At 68.4% G+C, this 19,447-nt stretch carries 22 protein-coding genes and 1 pseudogene; 14 read left to right on the plus strand and 9 right to left on the minus strand.

Annotated features, from left to right (window positions below):
- Positions 1 to 18 precede the first annotated feature (18 nt).
- Positions 19 to 597 (minus strand): SRPBCC family protein, encoded by a 579-nt coding sequence (locus NQK81_RS40710; protein WP_257485743.1) that lies wholly within the window; start codon positions 595 to 597, stop codon positions 19 to 21.
- A gap of 109 nt (positions 598 to 706) precedes the next feature.
- On the opposite strand from NQK81_RS40710, the gene NQK81_RS40715 reads away from it, so the two are divergent.
- The 4 genes from NQK81_RS40715 (at position 707) to NQK81_RS40730 (ending at position 2,783) form a co-directional block, all read left to right on the plus strand.
- Positions 707 to 1,348, plus strand: coding sequence for a TetR/AcrR family transcriptional regulator (locus NQK81_RS40715; protein WP_257485744.1), 642 nt, complete (start codon positions 707 to 709; stop codon positions 1,346 to 1,348).
- Positions 1,349 to 1,426: 78 nt separating this feature from the next.
- Complete coding sequence (locus NQK81_RS40720; RefSeq protein ID WP_257489942.1) at positions 1,427 to 2,005, plus strand: hypothetical protein; 579 nt, start codon at positions 1,427 to 1,429, stop codon at positions 2,003 to 2,005.
- A 115-nt stretch (positions 2,006 to 2,120) separates the two neighbouring features.
- Positions 2,121 to 2,417: a hypothetical protein gene (locus NQK81_RS40725; RefSeq protein ID WP_257485745.1), complete on the plus strand. Its 297-nt coding sequence runs from the start codon at positions 2,121 to 2,123 to the stop codon at positions 2,415 to 2,417.
- Between the two features lie 132 nt (positions 2,418 to 2,549).
- A complete protein-coding gene (locus NQK81_RS40730) occupies positions 2,550 to 2,783 on the plus strand; it encodes a hypothetical protein (RefSeq protein ID WP_257485746.1) in 234 nt (77 codons plus the stop codon).
- Positions 2,784 to 2,787: 4 nt separating this feature from the next.
- Here NQK81_RS40730 and NQK81_RS40735 read toward each other — a convergent pair whose 3' ends face one another.
- Complete coding sequence (locus NQK81_RS40735; RefSeq protein ID WP_257485747.1) at positions 2,788 to 3,012, minus strand: hypothetical protein; 225 nt, start codon at positions 3,010 to 3,012, stop codon at positions 2,788 to 2,790.
- 233 nt (positions 3,013 to 3,245) lie between these two features.
- Here NQK81_RS40735 and NQK81_RS40740 point away from each other — a divergent pair, with 233 nt between their 5' ends.
- Positions 3,246 to 4,079 (plus strand): hypothetical protein, encoded by an 834-nt coding sequence (locus NQK81_RS40740; RefSeq protein ID WP_257485748.1) that lies wholly within the window; start codon positions 3,246 to 3,248, stop codon positions 4,077 to 4,079.
- 15 nt (positions 4,080 to 4,094) lie between these two features.
- Complete coding sequence (locus NQK81_RS40745) at positions 4,095 to 4,808, plus strand: hypothetical protein (protein ID WP_257485749.1); 714 nt, start codon at positions 4,095 to 4,097, stop codon at positions 4,806 to 4,808.
- A gap of 337 nt (positions 4,809 to 5,145) precedes the next feature.
- Here NQK81_RS40745 and NQK81_RS40750 read toward each other — a convergent pair whose 3' ends face one another.
- Positions 5,146 to 6,801, minus strand: coding sequence for a glutamate--tRNA ligase (locus NQK81_RS40750; RefSeq protein ID WP_257485750.1), 1,656 nt, complete (start codon positions 6,799 to 6,801; stop codon positions 5,146 to 5,148).
- A gap of 172 nt (positions 6,802 to 6,973) precedes the next feature.
- Between NQK81_RS40750 and NQK81_RS40755 the strand changes: the two genes are divergently transcribed.
- From NQK81_RS40755 to NQK81_RS40765, 3 genes are read left to right on the plus strand one after another with little or no spacing between them, the layout of a single operon-like run.
- Positions 6,974 to 8,194, plus strand: coding sequence for a hypothetical protein (locus NQK81_RS40755; protein ID WP_257485751.1), 1,221 nt, complete (start codon positions 6,974 to 6,976; stop codon positions 8,192 to 8,194).
- Positions 8,191 to 9,726: a vWA domain-containing protein gene (locus NQK81_RS40760; RefSeq protein WP_257485752.1), complete on the plus strand. Its 1,536-nt coding sequence runs from the start codon at positions 8,191 to 8,193 to the stop codon at positions 9,724 to 9,726. Before NQK81_RS40755 ends, NQK81_RS40760 begins: the two co-directional genes overlap by 4 nt.
- Entirely contained in the window at positions 9,713 to 10,486 is a 774-nt protein-coding gene (locus tag NQK81_RS40765) for a hypothetical protein (RefSeq protein WP_126734162.1), read from the plus strand. The genes NQK81_RS40760 and NQK81_RS40765 overlap by 14 nt, the downstream gene beginning before the upstream one ends.
- Before the next feature lie 166 nt (positions 10,487 to 10,652).
- Here the strand turns inward: NQK81_RS40765 and NQK81_RS40770 are convergent, their stop codons facing one another.
- Positions 10,653 to 11,546: an MBL fold metallo-hydrolase gene (locus NQK81_RS40770; RefSeq protein ID WP_257485753.1), complete on the minus strand. Its 894-nt coding sequence runs from the start codon at positions 11,544 to 11,546 to the stop codon at positions 10,653 to 10,655.
- Positions 11,547 to 11,628: 82 nt separating this feature from the next.
- On the opposite strand from NQK81_RS40770, the gene NQK81_RS40775 reads away from it, so the two are divergent.
- The 4 genes from NQK81_RS40775 to NQK81_RS40790 all read left to right on the plus strand — a co-directional run bounded on the left by NQK81_RS40775 (position 11,629) and on the right by NQK81_RS40790 (position 14,359).
- Complete coding sequence (locus NQK81_RS40775; RefSeq protein ID WP_257485754.1) at positions 11,629 to 12,489, plus strand: LysR family transcriptional regulator; 861 nt, start codon at positions 11,629 to 11,631, stop codon at positions 12,487 to 12,489.
- A gap of 90 nt (positions 12,490 to 12,579) precedes the next feature.
- The gene (locus NQK81_RS40780; protein ID WP_257485755.1) at positions 12,580 to 13,473 is read left to right on the plus strand and encodes an MBL fold metallo-hydrolase; all 894 of its coding nucleotides are present in this window, start codon (positions 12,580 to 12,582) and stop codon (positions 13,471 to 13,473) included.
- A 9-nt stretch (positions 13,474 to 13,482) separates the two neighbouring features.
- Complete coding sequence (locus NQK81_RS40785; RefSeq protein WP_257485756.1) at positions 13,483 to 13,911, plus strand: winged helix-turn-helix transcriptional regulator; 429 nt, start codon at positions 13,483 to 13,485, stop codon at positions 13,909 to 13,911.
- Positions 13,912 to 13,939: 28 nt separating this feature from the next.
- Positions 13,940 to 14,359, plus strand: a complete 420-nt coding sequence (locus NQK81_RS40790) for a hypothetical protein (protein WP_126734158.1) — start codon at positions 13,940 to 13,942, stop codon at positions 14,357 to 14,359.
- Positions 14,360 to 14,363: 4 nt separating this feature from the next.
- On the opposite strand, the pseudogene NQK81_RS40795 reads toward NQK81_RS40790, so the two are convergent.
- From NQK81_RS40795 to NQK81_RS40810, 4 genes and pseudogenes are all read right to left on the minus strand, one after another.
- A pseudogene (locus NQK81_RS40795) lies at positions 14,364 to 14,489 on the minus strand (DUF3140 domain-containing protein); the annotation flags it as partial.
- A 73-nt stretch (positions 14,490 to 14,562) separates the two neighbouring features.
- On the minus strand, positions 14,563 to 14,772 hold the full coding sequence (locus NQK81_RS40800; RefSeq protein WP_257485757.1) for a hypervirulence associated TUDOR domain-containing protein: 210 nt from the start codon (positions 14,770 to 14,772) through the stop codon (positions 14,563 to 14,565).
- The gene (locus tag NQK81_RS40805) at positions 14,769 to 15,251 is read right to left on the minus strand and encodes an MSMEG_6728 family protein (RefSeq protein WP_257485758.1); all 483 of its coding nucleotides are present in this window, start codon (positions 15,249 to 15,251) and stop codon (positions 14,769 to 14,771) included. The genes NQK81_RS40800 and NQK81_RS40805 overlap by 4 nt, the downstream gene beginning before the upstream one ends.
- A gap of 36 nt (positions 15,252 to 15,287) precedes the next feature.
- Positions 15,288 to 16,193, minus strand: coding sequence for a glutaminase (locus NQK81_RS40810; RefSeq protein WP_257485759.1), 906 nt, complete (start codon positions 16,191 to 16,193; stop codon positions 15,288 to 15,290).
- A gap of 170 nt (positions 16,194 to 16,363) precedes the next feature.
- Here NQK81_RS40810 and NQK81_RS40815 point away from each other — a divergent pair, with 170 nt between their 5' ends.
- Positions 16,364 to 17,752: an amino acid permease gene (locus NQK81_RS40815; RefSeq protein WP_126734155.1), complete on the plus strand. Its 1,389-nt coding sequence runs from the start codon at positions 16,364 to 16,366 to the stop codon at positions 17,750 to 17,752.
- Between the two features lie 203 nt (positions 17,753 to 17,955).
- Here NQK81_RS40815 and NQK81_RS40820 read toward each other — a convergent pair whose 3' ends face one another.
- Positions 17,956 to 19,440, minus strand: coding sequence for a CoA-acylating methylmalonate-semialdehyde dehydrogenase (locus NQK81_RS40820; RefSeq protein WP_257485760.1), 1,485 nt, complete (start codon positions 19,438 to 19,440; stop codon positions 17,956 to 17,958).
- Positions 19,441 to 19,447: the final 7 nt, after the last annotated feature.

Genomic DNA, 19,447 nt, shown 5'->3' on the forward strand with positions numbered 1-19,447 from the left:
CCGGGGTTCGGAATGCGGTCAGCAGTGGGATTCGGCGGTGGTCTTGAGATCCTTCAGCCAGGCTTCGAGGCCCCAGCCGAGGAATTTGGTCGCGGTGGGCACGTCGGCCTCCACCTGGGCGCCCGCCCAGTTCTCCTCGGTGCGGACGAGCACGCCGCCCTTGACCTCGGTGAAGGTCCAGACGTGGACGCCGTTGTCGATGCTGAGGCCCTCGCCGACCGCGGGTCCGCTCCAGCGGAGGCATTCGCCGCGCTGGATCTGGTGGACGGGGGTCGTGGCCGTCGGCGGCGCGGGCGTGGTCCAGCGGAACCGCGAGTTCTTGCGGAGCGGGCCCCGGTCGAGGCGTTCGTTGCTCAGCACCGGCTCCTGCCAGGACGGCCAGCGTTCGACGTCGGTCTGAAGCCGCCAGATCTTGCTCAGGGGAGCGTTGATCAAGGTCTCGGTCCGGTAGTGGATCGGGGCCTTCGTGTCGATGGTCTTGCCCTGGCACGAAAGCGGGGCGGGGGAAGTGGTGGCGGCCTGCGCGGGTGTCACGGCGCCACCGAGCAGGCCGAGGGCCAGGGGAAGCGCGAGGGCGGCGGTGCGGCGGAGGGTCATGCGAGCTCCTTGTTAGTGCTGATTGCGATAGTTAGAAGTTATAACCATGCGACCGTGAGTGTCAATAGGAAAAGTGATAACTTCTAACTGAAGCCTGGAGGGAGTCGCCGTGAGGACGTCGCGTGAGCGGTACCGGGCCCAGGTGCGCGCCGAGATCAAGCGGTACGCGTGGGAGCAGCTGGGCACGACGGGTGTCTCCGCGCTGTCCCTCAACGCGATCGCCAAACATGTCGGCATGAGCGGTCCCGCGCTGTACCGGTACTTTCCCAGTCGCGACGACCTGATCACGGACCTCGTCCGGGACGCCTATCGAAGCCTCGCCGACGTCGTCCGGGCGGCGGCCGGTTCCGGCGGCGTGGCCGAAGTCGCCTACGCGATCAGGGATTGGGCGCTGGCGGATCCGCAGCGATACCTGTTCGTCTACGGGACGCCGATTCCCGGCTATCGCGCGCCCGGTGACACCACGGAGATCTCGAACGGGATCATGGCCGCACTGCTCAGGGGGCACGCGGACGCCCCCGGCGACGGGCGGGTGACGGCGTTCGACGGTCACGTCGGGGAGCATCGCGAATGGGCGGGCGGACTGCCGGTGTCCTCCGCGATCCTCCGTCGCGCCGTGACGTTCTGGACCCGGATCCACGGCGTCCTGTCTCTGGAGCTGGCCGGGCATTTCGCCGGGATGGGGTTCGACCCCGCCGTGCTGTTCGCCGCCGAGCTCGCCAGTCTGTCCACAAAGGACTATTCCCGCTGAGCGGGGCATCGGCGCCCGCTGTGCTAACTTCCGGGGATGCGCAAAGGATCCAGGGTTCCTTTCGGTCGTACGCTCGCGGTGATCGCGTCGATGTTCCTGGCCTCGCTGATCGGCCCCGGTGCCGTCGCGAACGCGTCCGGCCGGCACGGCTGTGAATGCGCCACCCCGTCGATCGACCGGTTGCAGCAGTGGCTCGCCTCCGGAGAGGGCACCACGGTGCCGCCGACCGGTAGCCTGCTCGTCCGCGAACGCGGGGGTTACGCGGCCAAGGTGGACTTCCTCAACGCCGAATGGCACGTGGTCGTCGTCTGGCTGGGGAATCGGTTCGAAGCACAGGCCGATCTTTCGAAATCCGCCGGTTTCTGGATGACCTACAGCGCGACCGACGACCTCTACGTCCAGCTGCGCCCGGCCTCGAAGTGGAGCGGCGGCGACAAGTGGCTCACGAAGGTGCCGTCGACCGGCGGGAAGCTCGTGAAGAAGTTCTTCAGCTTCAAGGCGGAGGCCTGGACGACGCTACCCGAGCTGGGGACGCCCGGGTACTCCTTCGCCTCGGCGCTGACCGAGGCTCGCGGCCTGGTCTTCGTCGGCAAAACGCCGAACCGGCTCGATTTCCGCGGCCTCTCGATCGACCGCTACCGGCCGCCCTGTCTCTGAGCACTCCTCGGTATTCACCTGTCCGGAGCGGTGATGGTCGCGCACCGTGCCCGTTTTGTCCTGTACGGTGAACGTTCAGCCGCCTGCGCACGACCGATTTTGAGGAGTACCCCAGATGAGCCTGTTCGACTCGCTGAAGGAAAAGGCCGCCGAGTTGCTGGGCGGCGCGGGCGACAAGGTCAGCGAACTGACCGGCGTCGACCTTTCCGGCGCCGCCGACCAGGTCACCCAGTCCGCCGGCGGACTGGCCGAGACCGGCCAGGGGCTCGCCGAAAGCGCCACCACCGCGGGCCAGGACGCCGTCGACTCGGCCACCGCGGCCGGTCAGGGCGTCGTCGACTCCACCGGTGCCCTCGGCGACGCCGCCACCGGGCTGGCCGGCGACGTGATCGACCCGAACGCCCGGGGCTGACCGCCCCCGGTGCCCGGTGTCCGCGAACCTCGCGGATACCGGGCATCGTCATGTTCGGTGAAAATGAGATCCGCCCGGCCGTCGTTCACCGCTACCCTGGTCGAAACTGACTGATCTGCGGGGGAGCGGACCATGGTCGGAATCTGGATAGCCCTCGGAATTCTCGTGCTGGTGATCGGCGTCGCCGTCGTCACCGACCTGCGCGACCGGGGCCGGGGCGGGACACGCAAGTTCATGTTGCCGGGCTGGGCCTCGCGGCGTGCCGACTACACCGAGAACGACCTGGTCCACGGGCGCTGGACGGAAAAGTCGCCGCGTGAGCAGGACGAGGAGCACCAGCGCAAATACCGGGCCGGCGACGAATAGCGAGTCAAGCGGCAGACCTCGTCCAGCACCAGGCGGCGCGCAGAGCGGCGATCAAGGCCTCGTCGTCGGCGAAGGTCGGTTCATCCCCGACCGGCACCCAAACGCGGTCGACGACTTCACCGTGGCTGGTCCGGACGACGGAGATTCCGGGGTAGGACAACGCCGCGCCGCCGTCCTCGGCCACGCGGCGAGGTTCCCAGCGCAGCTGGACAACGCGATCAGCGCTCATCGACCACAACTTTCCCTACTTGCGTACCGGGTAAGTCGTCTGTCGGTGTCCGCGCGTTTCACGCCGTCCCTGTGACGTGCGCCCTTCGTGCTGCGGATTCCCGCGCCGGATTCGATTCTTCGCGTGAATTCCGCGGAGCAAAAGGCGTCACACGAAAGGTGGTGACCCCGATCACAGGCGTCTCTCTCATTGTGGGAACATAAGAGCCAAGGTCACCGGATCCCGGAGGGTGAATGCTCCGCAGAATGCGTCGCTGGCTCGAATTGCTCAGTCTCGGCGGGTTGGCGGTGGTCGGCTTCGCGGTCGGGATCGCGGAACAGCTCGGCCTGCTGGACAAAGTGGCGCCGAAGGGCATCTCCACGCTGACGCTGATCATGGTCAGCGGAGTGGTCGTGGTGCTGCTCATCGAGCTGACCCCGTTGCGCGCACTGGAAGACATCCGCGCCCGGCTCGCCGGCCTCGACATCGACACCATCGCCGCGAGCCAACGCCGTTCGCACTACGGCGGCGTGGTCGAAGTGCACAAACGCTTTCCGGACGACGAGTTCGCGGCGCATATCGCGAAGGCCAAACAGGTGACGATCCTGAACACCTGGATCCCCAACCTGCAACGACTGGAAAAGGAACTGGAAGCCGCGATCGTCGACCGGCGCGCCCAGGTGCGCATCATGCTGCTGCACCCGAACTCGATGCTGGTGGGGCTGCGCGAAGCGGCGTTGGACCGGAGCGACGGCGCGGGCAAGACCTTCGTGAGCACGGGGATCGTGGACTGTCTGGAGACCCTCGCCCGCCTGCACAGGCGGCTGGCGAAACGTCAGGCCAACCTGAAGGTGCGGGTGTTCAACTCGCAGGCCTCGGTCTCGGTGTACCGGGCCGACGGGCGCTACCTGGTCAGCATGTTCCTGCACGGCCAGCTGGCGATCGACTCGCCGCAGTTCGAGATCGAGGGCACGCACGACACCGTGCTCGGCGAACAGATCCAGCGCGAGCTCGACATGTTGTGGGACATCGGCCGCGACGTGGACCTCGCCGACTGGAACCGAAGCATCGACATGATCCGTTTCTGAGCAAGAGGTGTAGTGATGCGCGAACTCGACGAGTACGAAGACGGTTTGATCGAGCGGTTCCGGCGGCATCCGGCGCTGCGCGGCGTCACCGAGCTCTCGCTGGAGGACCTGCAGACCGTCCTGCTGCAGCGGCGGTTCCTGTCACTGGCCTTCACCATGGCCTACGACCTGGCGATCGACCTGCTCACCGACGAGCAGTCCAAACGGATCGCCCGCGTCATCATCCGCGAGGAGTACCCGGACAACACTTCGCCCGGCAGCACGCCTTCACACCGCGAGGACCTGATGGCGGACATCCTCGCGCTGGGCGTCCCGCGGGAAGCGCTGGTGCGGTCACGGAGGTCACTGGCCACGACGGCCTGCATCGACACCACCATGGAGCTGATCGCCTCGGCAGGCGACTCGAAGTACGCCGACGTCGAACTGCTGACCATCCTGCGTTTCTGGGGCGAGGTGCTGGTCTCGGTCGAGTACGGCGAACTGTGGCGCCGGATCGGCCCGGTGCTCGGCGACAAGTCCGTCTTCTATTACCCGCACCATGTGCACGACGCGAAGTCCCGCCCGCTCGCCGCCGCGTCGCCGCTTTCGCTCACCCATTCCGATCAGCTCGGCTTGCGGCTCGTGCAGCTGATCGACTCGAGCGAGGCGCGGGAGCGGTTCCGGGAGACCGAGGATGCGGTCGTCGCGGTCAAGACGGCCTTCTACGACCAGTTCCTGCCCGCCTCGTGAGCGGCCAGGCCGAAGCATGTCGCGAAAGCCACTTTCGCGACGCCTGATGTCCCGAAAGTGGCTTTCGCGGCACGGCCGCTGGGTGGCCTTGAGGGGTCAGGGCCAGCCAGGTTTCGCGTGACTGGATGGACGACACGTGTGATCGTACGGACGACTCGTGGCGGAATCCCGGCCGCGGCCGTGTCGTCCATCCAGTCACGCGTGTCGTCCGCCGGATCACGCGTGTCGTCCGCCCAGTCACGCGTGTCGTCCATCCGGTCACGTGACCTCACGACGCCGCGCGCCCCGGCCCCTGGACACCCCGCCACGTTCGACCTTCGGCTCGAGAACTGCCGGGTCACTCGGCGACGAGGCCGGAGAACCGGCCCAGTGTCTCCTCGCGCCCCAGCGCCTGGGTGATCGCGTGCAGGTCGGGGCTCCGGGTCGAGCCCGTGATCGCGATCCGGATGATCTGCGACGCCTCGCGAATGGAGCCAGGGAAGCCTTCCGGGTTCTTCTTGAACTCCTTGGCGTTCTTCGCGAAGCCGTGCTTCGCCGCGACCTCGCGGATCTGCTGGAACCATTCCTGGCCGTCGTCGAGCTGCTGGTAGTTCTCGACGAAGTCCCGCGCCACGGCCCGGACGACCTCGGAGTCGACACCGAGGGCGGCGATCCGCTCGTCGTCGGCGCTCGCCACGGCGGCGTGCAGCTGCGGGAAGAAGAAGCCGTAGACGGCGCGGAACTCGCTCCACTTCTTCAGGTCCTTGCGCGGGTTCTCGGCGCCGTCGCGCTCGACGGCGAGCGCGCGGAGCGCGAGCTCCGGCTCGGCGTCGAGGACGGTCCGCAGCTCCGGGTCGAACCGCTCCGCCCAGCCCCGGACCTCTTCGAGGATCTCGGCGCCGGTCAGCGTGGCGATGTGGTCGGCCGAGATGTCGTCGAGTTTGACCAGGTCGACCAGCGGGCCGGCGACGCCGCATTCCTCGAGCTTGATCGGCTCGGCCAGCGCCTGGTCGAGCGGCATCTCGGCGAGCCGTCCGTTGGCGAGGCCGCGCAGGTAGTAGAGGACGGCCTTGGTGGGGTAGCCGGACTCGATGTAGAAGTCGACGCTGGCTTCCGGGTCCTTGCGCTTCGACAGCTTGCGCTTGCTGCCGCCCTCCTGCTTCATCAGCGGCGCGATGTGCGCGTACGTGATCGGCTCGAAGCCGAGCGCGTCGAACAGCTGCTGGTGCACCGGCACCGACGAGATCCACTCGTCGCCGCGGATGACCAGGTTGACGCGCATGAGGTGGTCGTCGACGGCGTGCGCGAAGTGGTAGGTCGGCAGCCGGGGGCTCTGGTCGGAGCTCTTGAGGATGACGACGTCGTTGCGGTTGGCCTCGGCCTCCAGCGGGCCGCGGATGGCGTCGGTGAACCGCGCGCGGGCGCCGGTGTCGTCGGGCGCGCGGAACCGCACGACGTACGGGTCTCCGGCGTCGAGCTTGGCCTGGACGTCGGCGGGGTCTGCGTCGCGCCAGATGGCCCACGAGCCGTAGTAGCCGGTCGGCAGCTTCGTCGCCTGCTGCCGGGCGGTGATCGCCGCCAGTTCGTCCTTGGTGGCGAAGTCGAGGTACGCGCGGCCGCTACGGAGCAGATGACGGACGTAGGTCAGGTAGATCTGCTCGCGCTCGGACTGCTGGTACGGGCCGTAGTCGCCGCCGCGGTGGATGTCCTCGTCGGCGGCGAGGTCGAAGTAGGCGAAACCGCGTTCGAACTGCTCGATGGCGCCTTCGACCTCGCGGGACCGGTCGGTGTCCTCGACCCGGACGAGGTAGCGGCCGCCGCTGCGCCGGGCGACGTCCTGGTCGATGGTGGCGACGTAGACGCCGCCGATGTGGACGAACCCGGTCGGCGAGGGGCCGAAGCGGGTGACCAGGGCGCCCTCGGGGAGCTCGCGGGCGGGGTAACGCTGTTCCCAGTGCTCGGGCTCGGGCAGGTCGGCGGGGAAGAGGGCGTCGATGACTGCTCGGTCCAGCATGGCGGTTCAGATCTCCCGGCGTCGTGGTGCATGGCGGTTTTCGCCACCGAAGAGCCTAACCGTCCGGCCTCCCGGCCTGGTGAGGGTGGGTCCCGAAGCCGGATCGAGACGTGCTTTTTCGTCGGTGCCCCCCGGTAAAATAGGCCTTGCCGGACATTCGGGGAGGAAATCGGTGACCACCGATAGCTCGCTTCGTGAAGAACCCCAGCTCACCATCCGACCAAAGCCTTCGGCGTTCTTTCTGCGCCGTCGTTTTCTCCGCACTTTCGGGCCCGCGCTGGTGCTGGCCGTCAGCGGCCTGATCGTCCTGCTCGTGAGCGGAACCGTCGTGGTGCCGTTCCAGCAGACGCTGGTCCTGCGCGGCAAGATGGGCTCGAAATCGGATCTCTTCGAGGACGCCAAGGTCCAGGAAATCCTGATGCGTCACCACATCCGGGTCCACGTGACCAGGACTGGATCACGGGACATCGCCACACACGACCTCAGCCAGTACGACTTCGTGTTCCTCTCGGGCGAACCCGCCGCCGGTCTCGTCCGGCGGTCGAGGGCCGACGAGTGGACGGGCTCCGCGCGGCAGCCGTTCACCAGCCCGATCGTACTGGCCACGTACCGCCGTTACGCGGAAACGCTGGCGGCCAAAGGGATCGCGGCGAAAGCACCGGGGCAGGACCTCTACTACACGCTGGACACCGACAAGTTCGTCCAGGTGATGAAGCGGGGGGAGAGCTGGGATTCGCTGGGCGTCCGCGACCACGGCGCCGCCAACGGCAACCGGGTGCTGGCGCAGACGTCGAACATCTGCGACTCGAATTCGGGCGCGACGTACCTGATCTTGCTGGCGTTCCTGGAGAACGGCCGTCAGGTCCCGGTCGTCGACCCTCAGTCCGCCGGGCCGCCGAGCCTCACGAACGCGAAGGAGCTGGCCAAGCGGATCAAACCCCTGGTTGCGGCCCAGGGCTTCCCGTCGTCCGATCTTTCGGAGTCCTACGCGAACGTCGCCGAAGGTGACAAGCCGATCGTCGTCATCTACGAGCACCAGTACCTCGCCATGCAGCTGCGGGCCAAGGCGCAGAGCGGGCAGCCGGACCACGACCGGGTGCTGCTGTACCCGAAGGACAACATCCTGACGAAACCGCAGTTCCTCGCCCTGAAGCCGGAAGCGGAGCGGCTGGGCGAGCTGATCACCTTCGATCCCGAGCTGCAGCGCCGCGCGATGGAGCTCGGGTTCGGCGTCGCGACCCCCGCGGGCAGCACGAAGAGCGCGCGGCTGTACGACTTCCTGCGCGCGCAGGGATTGCCGACCCCGGAGACCGCGGACAACGACAGCACCACGCCGCTGCCGGACAACCTGGTGCTGGAAGAGATGATCAAGACGGTCGGGGACTGCCCGTGAAGCGGCTGCTCGCGGTCCTGTGCTGCCTGCTCCTGGTGGTCGCCGCCTGTACGAGCGGCGGCGAGAAGGTGAAACTGCGCGTGCTCGCCAGTTCCGAACTGGCCGACCTCGGGCCGATTCTCGACGACCTCCGCGGGGAAACGGGAATCGAACTGGAAATGGATTTCCGGGGAACGGTCGACGCGAGCGCTTCCCTCGCGCCGGGGAAAGCGACACACGATCTCGCGTGGCTTTCCACCGACCGGTATTTCCAGCTCAAGCTCCGGCAATCGGGCGACAAGGGGGAGCGGCCGCTCGCGACCAAGACCATGGTGTCGCCGGTCATCGTCGGGATCACCCCGGCGAAGGCGGCGGAACTGCGCCGCGGCAAACCGGACGGGAAGCTCTCGTGGGCGGATCTGGCGGACGCGGCGGCGGGTGGCGGCTTCCGGTTCGCGATGGCGGATCCGGCCAAGTCGACCAGCGGGCTCACCTCGCTCGTCGGGGTGGCGACGGCCGCCGCAGGCACCGGTGCCGCGCTGCGTCTCCAGGACGTCGAATGCGACAAGCTCCAGGGCTTCCGCACCGGGCACACGCTCACGGCGGACACCTCCGCCGCGGTGGCCGAGCGGTTCGCCGAGCGCCAGGACGTGGACGCGATCATCGGGTACGAGTCGACGCTGCTCTCGCTCAACGCGAGCGGCAGGCTCAAGACACCGCTGGAACTGGTGTACCCGCGCGACGGCATCGTCCAGTCCGACTATCCGGTCCTGCTGCTCGACCCGGCCAAACGGGAGGTGTACGACAAGCTCGTCTCCTGGCTCAGGAGCCCGGCGACGCAGAAGAAACTGATGGAACAGACCCTCCGGCGGCCGGTCACCGGAGACGTGGGGCTGGATCCGAGGCTGCCCGCCTCGACCGGGAACTCGCTGTACTTCCCCGACGAACAGGCGGTCGTGGACAAGCTCCTCGACGATTACGCGGCCACCGCCGGCCGTGCTCCCGGACGCGTGATCTTCGTGCTGGACTTCTCCGGTTCGATGAAGGGCCCGAGGATCGCGGCGCTCCGCGCGACCTTCGCCGGGCTGAGCGGTGGGCCGGACGGCGGCTTCGACCGCTTCTACCGCGGCGAGCGGCTCACCGTCCTCCGTTTCGGCGGAAAGGTATTGGGGGACAGGGAATTCGCCGTCGGCGGGCCCCAGGATCTCGACGCGCTACGGGCCTTCATCGCCGCCGACGAATTCGACGGCGCCACAGCGGTCTGGTCTGCGCTCGGCGAGGCCTACGCGAAGGCCGGCGCCCATCGCCGCGCCGAGCCGGACCGGAGCGTCTCGATCGTGCTGATGACCGACGGCGAGAACAACACCGGGCCGGGCATCGAAGAATTCCTGCGCGTGCCGAGGGATCCGGGCGTGCGCACGTACACCATCCGGTACGGCGAGGCCGATCCCGCCGAACTGGAACGCGCGGCCGTGGCCACCGGTGGCCGGATGGTCGACGCGAACGCGACATCCCTGCTCAAGGCCTTCAAGGAGATCCGTGGTTGCCGATAATCTGTGGTGGGACGTCTGGGGACTGTGGCTCGTGGTCTGGGTGCTGACCGTGGCCGCCTTCCTCGTCGCGGCCGTCGTCTTCGTGAAGCACTGGCGCCGCGCCCGATCCGACGGGGACCAGGGGATGATCCGGGGCATCGCCTTCTACCTGCACACGAAATCCGTGATGGGGCTCTACCAGTTGCATCGCTACAACGAGGCGCTGGAACAGGAGGTCGAGAAACGGAAGAGCCGGGGCTGGCGGTTCTGGGGCTCGGGCGGATTCGGCCCGCTGCAAGGGGAAACCGAGCGCACCGACACCGATGAGGAGTTCCGGCGGTACATCCGCAAGGCCGAGCCGATCACGGTGATCGGCATCGTGACGAAGGTGCTCGAGAAGCACCACGACATCATCTACGTGGACCTGGCGAAACAGGAACTGGTCCACAACCGGGCGCTGGTGAAGGAACTCGGCTGGGCCGACGGCCCCGAGAGCACCCGGCAGCTCAAGACCCGGCTGCGGGGTGTCGAGGCGTTCGTCTCGGTGAAGGGCCTGTTCCGTAAACGCTCCCAGACCGACACCGAGACGGTTTTCGTGGCGCCGTACGGGAATCCGGACGATCCGGGGCGGAGCAGGCGGATCCGCTTCACCTGCGTGACCAGCGACCTGCGCGACACCGCGCCCTCCGGCGCGTTCCGGGCGCGGTGTCTCGGCAAGGTCGAGGACTGGGACCCCGAAACCGGTGAACTCGTCGTTCACCCCATCGCGATCTTCAAATGATCCGTTAACAGGCGACAGCCACGTTCGCAACGTCGGCTTTCCGCCTCGCCGGTCTGGACGCGCGTCGCGAAAGCCACTTTCGAGACGTGTGATGTCCCGAAAGTGGCTTTCGCGACGAGCCCCGACGGCGCCACGAGCGAACCACCTACCTGCAACCACGTCGGATTCATCCGGCGTCGGCGCAGAAACACCCGACGCCTTTCGCGATCCAGTCCCGGCCCTCCCACTCGGGGTGCCGGTCGATCATCAGCGCTTCGACCTCCGCCGCGATGGTCTCTTCGGGAAGAGCCGAGTCGCGCCGTGACCAGGTTTCGTCCCGCAGCAGTTCGAGGTACTCGCGGACGTCGGTCAGGATCCGGCGTCCGGAGACGTCGCCGTGGCCGGGGACGACGATGTCCGGCGCGGCGGCGGCCAGCCGTCCCAGCACTTCGATCCACCGCGATCCCGAGACGTCGGTGTCGTGCGGCGGGAACCATGGGAAGATCGCGAACTGGCCGGTCTCGACCAGATCCCCGGTGAACAGCGCGCCCGCGTCGGGCACGGTCACCACCTGGTCGCCCTTGCTGTGGGCGCGTCCGGTGGCCTCCAAGCGCACCACCCGTCCGCCGAGGTCGAGTTCGTACGCGTCGTCGTAGACCACGTCGGGGGTGGCCAGGGTGACGCCGTCCAGCGCCCGCGCGACCGGGGCGCCGAGGCCGCGGAACATCTCCAGATAGCCCGGTCCTTTGTGGACCAGGTCCGCCGCCTGCGCGCTGTTGACGAGGTAGGTCGCCTCGTCCGCGAAGACCTGTGCGCCGAAAGCGTGCTCGGGGTGGAAATGCGTGGTGGTCAGGTACAGCCTGCGGCCACGGGCGTGCTCGGCCGCGAAGGCGAGCACCCTCTCGGCGTTGCGAGGACCGAGGCCGGTGTCGACGACGAGCACCGAGTGGGAACCGCCGATGACCCCGATGTTGGGGACGAGGTCGACGCCGAGATTCGGGATCACCACGAGATCCCGGGCGATTTCCCGGGCCTGGCCGGGTTCGACGGCGGGTTCGTGGGTGAGGGGTTCGAAGGGCATGACCCCACCTTCGGGCCGCTCCCGGCGCACCGTCCAAGTCCGATCTCCACCGCCCGATACCTGATGGGTATCATCGCTGGTGATGGAGCTTCGTCTGCTGCGTTACTTCGTGGCCGTCGCCGAGGAGCGGCACTTCGGCCGGGCCGCCGTGCGGCTGCACATGACCCAGCCGCCGCTGAGCCGGGCCATCCGTCAGCTGGAGAACGACCTCGGCGTCGTCCTGCTGCTCCGCTCGGCCGCCGGCGTCGAGCCCACCCCCGCCGGAACCACCCTGTACGCCGAGGCCCGCACCCTGCTGGACCAGGCCGATCGCGCCCGCGCCCGGGTGCTGGAGGCGGCGGGGCCCGCGACGCTCACCGTCGGCACCCTGGCCGACGGTGCGGGGGAGTCGGGCACCCGGCTCGCCGCGGCGTTCCGGCGACGGTATCCCGAGGTCTCGATCCGCTTCCGCGAGACGGATTTCACCGATCCCACCACCGGGCTACGCGCCGGGCTGGTGGATGTCGCGCTGACCCGGTCGCCGTTCGACGAGACGGGCCTCAGCGTCCGTGTCCTGCGTACCGACCCGGTCGGGCTGGTGGTGCGCACCGGTGATCCGTTCGCCGGTCGTACGTCGCTCCGGCTGGCCGACGTCGCCGATCGACCCTGGTTCCAGCTGCCGGAGGGCACGGATCCGCGGTGGCGCGAGTACTGGAACGGGGCGACGCCCATCGGAGGGCGTCCTGCCGGGCCGGTGGTGCGCACGGTCGGCGAATGTCTTCAGGCCGTCCTCTGGAACGGCTCGGCCGGGATCGCGCCGCTCGGCCACACGTTGCCCGACGGGCTGACCTGGGTGCCGCTGGCCGACATGCCACCGAGTCCGCTGGTCGTCGCCTGGGTGACCGCGCGGGAGAACCCGCTGATCCGCTCCTTCGCGCGGATCGCCATCGAAAGCCATCGCTAAACGCACTTGCAAGTGCGTACTTCCCTTTGGAGAGCGGCTCCCCGAAAGTGAGTCACAGCAACGCTCACCGTCCACAAGGGAGAACACGTCATGTCAAGACCCGCTGCCAGGTCCCAGATCCGGGTCGGCCGCACCACTGTCACCTACCTGCCTGACGGCCATGCCTGGCTCAACCCCGCCGTTTTCCTGCCATCGAGCGTCCCGTCCGGTTGGGCGGCCCACGACGCGTTCCTCGACGAACGCGGATGGTTCCCGGTCAGCATCGGCTCGTTCCTGATCCGCACCGGGGACCGGGCCGTCCTGGTGGACCTGGGGCTGGGCCCCGCCGACTTCGCCTTGCCCGGTGCCGCCGAGTTCCACGGCGGCGGCCTGCTCGACGCACTGGCCGCGGAGGGCGTGACACCCGAAGACGTCGACACGGTGATCTACACGCATCTGCACCACGACCACGTCGGCTGGACGACGAACGTCGCGCCCACCCCGGACGGCACGGCCGAGCCGGCGACCGGGCTGACCTTCCCGTCGGCGCGGCACCTCGTCAGCGAGCGCGAATGGGCGCACTGGTCCGGCACGAACGACCCGGTCGGTCCGGATCCGCTCGCCGTCCAGCGGCCGCTGGCCGACGTGATCGGGTTCTTCCCCGACGGCGACAGCGTCGCGCCGGGTGTGCGGATACTCGCCACGCCGGGGCACACGCCCGGCCACAGCAGCGTCGTGGTCACCGATCCGGCAGGGGAGGACCCCCGCCGCGTCGTCGTCCTCGGCGACGTCATGCACTGCCAGGTGCAGATCACCGAAAGCCACTGGACGTTCGCGTTCGACGTCGATCCGGCGGAGGGCGTCGCCACCCGCGAGCAGTTGCTGAAGGAGATCGAGGACGACCGGACGATCCTCGCGGGCGGGCATTTCGCCGGGCAGGTGTTCGGCCGGGTCCTGCCGCCCGAGTCACGCCGGATCTGGGCCGCCGGCCAGGTCACCGGATAACGTCGGGGCATGCCGGAGCCATCCCGCCGCCGTCCCCGTCCAGGCACTCCAGGCCAGGTGCTGGCCTGGTTGCCGGACGGGCGGCCGGCCGACGTGTACAGCGCGCCCTGCCCTTCGCGACAGGTCCTGGACCGCATCGCGGACAAATGGACCGCGCTCATCGTCGGCTGCCTCTCCACGGGGACCAAGCGCTACAGCGAACTGCGCACCGCGATCGACGGGGTGAGTGAGAAGATGCTCACCCAGACCCTGCGCGGCCTCGAACGCGACGGTCTGGTCACGCGCACGGTGCATCCGACGGTGCCGCCGAAGGTCGAGTACACGTTGACCGCGCTCGGCGGCACCCTCACCGCGCCGCTGGCGGTGATCCGGGACTGGGCCGAATCCCATATCAACGAGATCAACGACGCCAGGACGCGGTACGACGCCGGGGTGTAGAAACACCGGCTCCGGGGCATTCACCGGCATGCCGGACTCATCTCCAGAACCTGACGAGGCGACCGTCGACGCGGTCGGCAAGCTGGTCTTCGCGCTCGAAACGGTCGAACAGGCGCGCGGCCACCTGTATGCGTTCCACCACCTCACGGGAACCGCCGACTTCGCACTCGGCGAGGCCGTCGAAGGGCTCCGGAAGGCAGGCCACGCGGACTGGGCCGAGCGCATCGAGACCGAGCTGATCGGGCTCAACGTGCTGCCGGACCGGTGGACCTTCCAGGTGATCGAGGAGTACGACCAGGGCTACTACGCGGCCTACCGCGACATGACGCGGGGCGTCGCCGAAGACCTCACCGGAGGGCGCCTTCACCTGCACGAAGAGCGGATCAAGCGCAGCAGGCGTACCGAGGGGCGGCCCGGGCACGAGATGGGGCGGCCGTCGAGTAGCTGAGCTGCTTGCAGGGGTCGTGTCCCCAGCTCATCAGCGAGTGCCGCCAGGTCGTGTCCTCGATGTCGCCGGACGGGCGCTGCGCGAGGTGCCGGTGCACGTAGCCGATCACCTTGCGCATGTGCTCTTCGTCCTTGTGCTGCCCCGCCTGCGGGACTCGTCTTCAGCCATTTTTCGAGTTCGCTCGCCGCTTCACTTGTCCTCGCTCACAGCTTCTCCAGTGCCTCGGGCTTGTGCACCGCTTCGCCACCGCTCTTGTCGCTGCGCACCAGGTACTGCGGCTCCTCTTCGGACGCGCGGACCGTGCGGCCGCCCGCCTCGGTGTCGGAGGTGATCTCCTTCAGGACCTCACCTTCGGCCTGCCCGCCGTGACTGTTCCAGCGGACCTTGTCGCCTTTGCGGAATCGCTCGGTCATCGCACTCCTTCTCGTCGTGGCCGGTCCGACGCTGGCCAGACATAGGGCAGGTCGTCGGGGACGTCCGGGAACTTCGGGCGGTAGTGCTCCGGTTCCTTGCGGACGAGCGCGGACTGGTGGCCGCGGTGGAAATCCGGGTCGCCGAGCCACGGCGGAAGCTCCTGCGCGTCCGCGAGGCGGTCCTGGGTGCGGACCTCGTGGATCCCGGTGGCGCTGAGCAGATCGAGCCGAAGCGTGTCGCGGCAGGTGTCCTGGCGGCCGGTCGCGCACCAGACCTCGCAGATGTCGAAGCCGTACCGGACGAGCGCCTCCTCGTAGCCCGCCCACATCGCCGCGGCCGGGTGGTGCCGCCAGCCGTACCCCGGCACCGTCAGCGCGCGCAGCACCTGGATCGTCTCGACCCGTTGCTTGCCGAGCCGCCGCTGGTCGAGCACGGAAGCGGAGGCGCGGAAGTCGGGACAGGGGAGAAACGTCTGCACACCGGCGTTTTCCCCGTCGTCACGGGTTCAAACCGATCAGAAGATCGACCAGCCGGTCAGGGTGGTGAACCGGTCCAGCGCCGCCACGCCCGCGACGGAGTTGCCGCGCGGGTCCAGTCCCGGGCTCCACACGCAGATCGCGCACCGGCCGGGGACGATCGCGACGATGCCGCCGCCGACCCCGCTCTTGCCGGGAAGCCCGACGCGATAGGCGAATTCGCCCGCGGCGTCGTAGGTGCCGCAGGTCAGCATCACCGCGTTGACCCGCTTGGCCGCGCTCCGCTCGAGCAGCCTGGTGCCGTCGTTGCGCACGCCGTGCCGGGCGAGGAAGACCGCCGAGCGCGCGACGTCGCGGCAGCTCATCGCGATCGAGCACTGGCGCATGTACTGGTCGAGGACGGCGGGCACCGGATGGCGCATGTTCCGGTACGACGCCATGAAATACGCGAGCGCGCGGTTGCGGTCGGCGTGGGCGGCCTCGGACTCGGCGACCTCGGTGTCGATCCCGATGCCGGCGTGGCCGCTTTCCTCGCGGAGGAACCGAAGCAGCGTCTCCGCCGCGTCGCCGTGGTGCGCCAGTTCGTCGGTCACCACGAGCGCGCCCGCGTTGATGAAGGGATTACGGGGGATCCCGTCCTCGTTCTCCAGCTGCACCAGCGAGTTGAACGGGTTGCCGGACGGCTCGCGGCCCACCCGTTCCCACACGCCGTCGCCGTGGGAGAGCGCGAGCGCCAGGGTGAAGACCTTCGACATGCTCTGGATGGAGAACGGCGTCTCCCAGTCGCCGACGCCGTGCAGTCCACCGTCCACTTCGGCCACCGCCATGCCGAACCGCCCGGGTTCGACCCTGGCCAGGGCGGGGATGTAGTCCGCGACGGAGCCGCGGCCGATCTCCGGCGCGACGTCGTCGGCGATCCGGTCCAGCAGCGCTGCGAGGTCCACGGCCGTAGCGTAGAAGCGCTCCTTCGCGCGCGAAGATCGGGGTTCGCCGGTGAACTTGTCAAATCGAAAAGGGAAATTCCAGTAAAACCACCAGAGTGACGTCCCGCACACCTTAAGTCTTCCTTAGCACTGTTGGTGACCTGCCGCACACGCTCTAGCGTCTGGCAACCATGGATTCCTCGCTGCTCACCGAAAAAGGTGAAAGCTACTCAAAAGCACTGGGCAACCGCCAAGTGCAGATGATCGCCATCGGCGGCGCGATCGGCGTCGGGTTGTTCCTCGGTGCCGGAGGCAAGCTCCACCAGGTGGGGCCGTCGCTGGTCCTGTCGTACGCGCTCTGCGGTATCGCCGCGTACTTCGTGATGCGTGCCCTCGGTGAGCTGGTGCTCCACCAGCCGACCTCCGGCAGTTTCGTCACCTACGCCCGCAAGTTCATCGGGCCGTGGGCGGGTTTCGTCTCCGGCTGGATGTACTGGGTGAACTGGGCGATGACCGGGATCGCGGAGATCACCGCGGTGGCCATCTACGTGCACAAATGGCTGCCCGACGTGCCGCAGTGGATCACCGCGCTGGTCGCGCTCGGCGTGCTGATCGTGGTGAACCTGCTTTCGGTGAAACTGTTCGGCGAGCTGGAATTCTGGTTCTCGGTGGTCAAGGTGCTGGCCATCGTGGTCTTCCTGGTCACCGCGGCCGGGCTGGTGCTCACCAGCGCCGACATCGGCGGCACCACGGCGGGCGTGCACAACCTGACCGCCCACAATGGATTCTTCCCGGCCGGTATCGGCATCGCGCTGATGACGCTGCAGGCGGTCATCTTCGCGTATTCGGCGATCGAGGTCGTCGGTATCGCCGCCGGCGAGACCAAGGACGCCCGCAAGGTGCTGCCGAAGGCCATCAACGGGGTCGTCTGGCGGATCGGCGTGTTCTACGTGGGATCCGTGCTGCTGCTGGCGATGCTCCTGCCGTGGCCGTTCTACAACGGCGGCGAAAGCCCGTTCGTCACCGTGTTCAGCCGCCTCGGGATCCCGGGCATCGGCGACGTGATGAACGCCGTCGTGCTCACCGCCGCGCTGTCGAGCTGCAACTCCGGCCTCTATTCGACCGGCCGCATCCTGCGGGCGCTCGCGGACAAGGGCGAAGCGCCGAAGTTCGTCGGCCGGATGAGCAGCCGTCACGTGCCCTACGGCGGCATCCTGTTCACTTCCGGCGCCTACGTGCTCGGCGTGGTGCTCAACTACCTGGTGCCGAAGGACGCCTTCGACATCGCGATCGCGATCGCCTCGCTCGGCGTGATCACCACCTGGGCGACGCTGATCTTCTGCCAGCTGCGGCTGCGCCAGGCGGCGCTGCGCGGAGAGCTCGAAAGGCCGTCCTACCGGATGCCTTGGGCGCCGTACAGCGGCTGGGCGACGCTGGGCTTCCTCGCGCTGGTGGTCGTCCTGATGGGCTTCTCCGACGGCGCCGAGAAGATCGCGTTCTACTCGATCCCGGTGCTGGTCGTGGTGCTGGCGGTCGGCTGGCGGATCGTCGGGAAGCGGCAACGGCAAGAGGTGCGCTGATCCCTCACCGATTTCGTGAGTGCTTCGAGATCGGGGCCGTGTCGCGAAAGCCACTTTCGCGACGTGTGATGTCCTGAAAGTGGCTTTCGCGACAGGTGAGGCGCGGGCGCCGGATGGGGTGAAGGGAGCCTTCGCTGCGTCAGATGCGGTGAAAGGCCCCTTCACCCCGCCCCGAAGCGCATTCAGAGGACGAAACGCGGTCGTCAGCTCGAGGTCGGGAAGTGGAAACCTGCGGCGGAATGCGGCCACCGGGTCGTGACGACCTTCGCCCGCGTGTAGAACCGGACGCCCGCCGGGCCGTGGATCGGGCTGTCCCCGATGAGGGAGTCCTTCCAGCCGCCGAAGGAGTAGTACGACATCGGCACCGGGATCGGCACGTTCACCCCGATCATGCCGACCTTCACCTCGCGCTGGAACCGCCGCGCCGCCTCGCCGCTGCCGGTGAAGACCGCCGTCCCGTTGCCGTACGGGTTCGCGTTGATCAGCGCGATCGCTTCGTCCAGTGTGGACACCCGCACGATCCCGAGCACCGGCCCGAAGATCTCGTCGCGATAAGCGGCCATCTCGGTGGTCACGTGGTCCAAAAGGGACGGTCCGACGAAGAAACCCTCTTCGTGCCCGGCGACCCGGAGGTCCCGGCCGTCGACGACCACGGTCGCGCCCTGCTCCGCGCCGAGGGCGACGGAGTCGATCACCCGCCGCCGCGCTGCCTCCGTGACCACCGGGCCCATGTCGTTGCCCGCCTCGTGCCCGGGGCCCACCTTGATCTCGGCGGCCTTGCGCTCGAGGATCTCGACCAGTCCGTCGCCCGCCGAACCCACGGCGACCCCGATGGAGATCGCCATGCAGCGCTGCCCGGCGGAGCCGAACGCGGCGGCCGTGAGATGGTTCGCGGCGTACTCCAGATCGGCGTCGGGCAGGACGACGGCGTGGTTCTTGGCCCCGCCGAGCGCCTGCACGCGTTTGCCGGTCGCCGTCGCGCGTTCGTGGACGTACTTGGCGATCGGGGTCGACCCGACGAACGACACCGCGGCGACATCGGGATGCTCCAGGATCGCGTCGACCGCGACCTTGTCCCCGTTGACGACGTTGAACACGCCGTCGGGAAGCCCTGCCTCGGCGTACAACTCGGCGACCAGCCGGGACGCCGACGGGACGCGCTCGCTGGGCTTGAGGACGAACGTGTTGCCTGCCGCGATGGCGATCGGGTGCATCCACAGCGGCACCATGATCGGGAAGTTGAACGGCGTGATCCCGGCGACGACCCCGAGCGGCTGCCGGAAGTCGTGCACGTCCACGTCGCGCGAGACCTGGTCGGAGAAGCCGCCCTTGAGCGCGTCGGCGATCCCGCAGGCGTACTCGACGATCTCGCGGCCGCGGACGATCTCGCCGCGCGCGTCGTCGATCACCTTGCCGTGCTCGGCGGAGATGATCCGGGCGAGTTCGTCCTCGTGCTTCACCAGCAGCTCGCGGAAGGCGAACATCACCTTCGTCCGCTGAGACAACGACGAATCGCCCCAGGTTTCGAACGCCTTGCCCGCGGCGGCCACCGCGATGTCCACATCGGACGGTTCCGCGAGGAGCACCTCCGACCGCGCGCATCCCGCGGCCGGGTCGTACACCGGGGCGGTGCGGGTGGAGCCCGCCGTGGTCCCGGCGCCGTTGATCCAGTGGTCGATGGTCTTCACGCGTTGT

The sequence above is a fragment of the Amycolatopsis roodepoortensis genome, assembly GCF_024628825.1.
Taxonomy (GTDB): domain Bacteria; phylum Actinomycetota; class Actinomycetes; order Mycobacteriales; family Pseudonocardiaceae; genus Amycolatopsis; species Amycolatopsis roodepoortensis.

Bases quoted from the DNA above. Each gene is read 5' to 3' on its own strand.
- NQK81_RS40710 (WP_257485743.1), bottom strand. From the start codon at position 597: ATGACCCTCCGCCGCACCGCCGCCCTCGCGCTTCCCCTGGCCCTCGGC.
- NQK81_RS40725 (WP_257485745.1), top strand. From the start codon at position 2,121: ATGAGCCTGTTCGACTCGCTGAAGGAAAAGGCCGCCGAGTTGCTGGGC.
- NQK81_RS40730 (WP_257485746.1), top strand. From the start codon at position 2,550: ATGGTCGGAATCTGGATAGCCCTCGGAATTCTCGTGCTGGTGATCGGC.
- NQK81_RS40735 (WP_257485747.1), bottom strand. From the start codon at position 3,012: ATGAGCGCTGATCGCGTTGTCCAGCTGCGCTGGGAACCTCGCCGCGTG.
- NQK81_RS40740 (WP_257485748.1), top strand. From the start codon at position 3,246: ATGCTCCGCAGAATGCGTCGCTGGCTCGAATTGCTCAGTCTCGGCGGG.
- NQK81_RS40745 (WP_257485749.1), top strand. From the start codon at position 4,095: ATGCGCGAACTCGACGAGTACGAAGACGGTTTGATCGAGCGGTTCCGG.
- NQK81_RS40750 (WP_257485750.1), bottom strand. From the start codon at position 6,801: ATGCTGGACCGAGCAGTCATCGACGCCCTCTTCCCCGCCGACCTGCCC.
- NQK81_RS40770 (WP_257485753.1), bottom strand. From the start codon at position 11,546: ATGCCCTTCGAACCCCTCACCCACGAACCCGCCGTCGAACCCGGCCAG.
- NQK81_RS40775 (WP_257485754.1), top strand. From the start codon at position 11,629: ATGGAGCTTCGTCTGCTGCGTTACTTCGTGGCCGTCGCCGAGGAGCGG.
- NQK81_RS40780 (WP_257485755.1), top strand. From the start codon at position 12,580: ATGTCAAGACCCGCTGCCAGGTCCCAGATCCGGGTCGGCCGCACCACT.
- NQK81_RS40785 (WP_257485756.1), top strand. From the start codon at position 13,483: ATGCCGGAGCCATCCCGCCGCCGTCCCCGTCCAGGCACTCCAGGCCAG.
- NQK81_RS40790 (WP_126734158.1), top strand. From the start codon at position 13,940: ATGCCGGACTCATCTCCAGAACCTGACGAGGCGACCGTCGACGCGGTC.
- NQK81_RS40800 (WP_257485757.1), bottom strand. From the start codon at position 14,772: ATGACCGAGCGATTCCGCAAAGGCGACAAGGTCCGCTGGAACAGTCAC.
- NQK81_RS40815 (WP_126734155.1), top strand. From the start codon at position 16,364: ATGGATTCCTCGCTGCTCACCGAAAAAGGTGAAAGCTACTCAAAAGCA.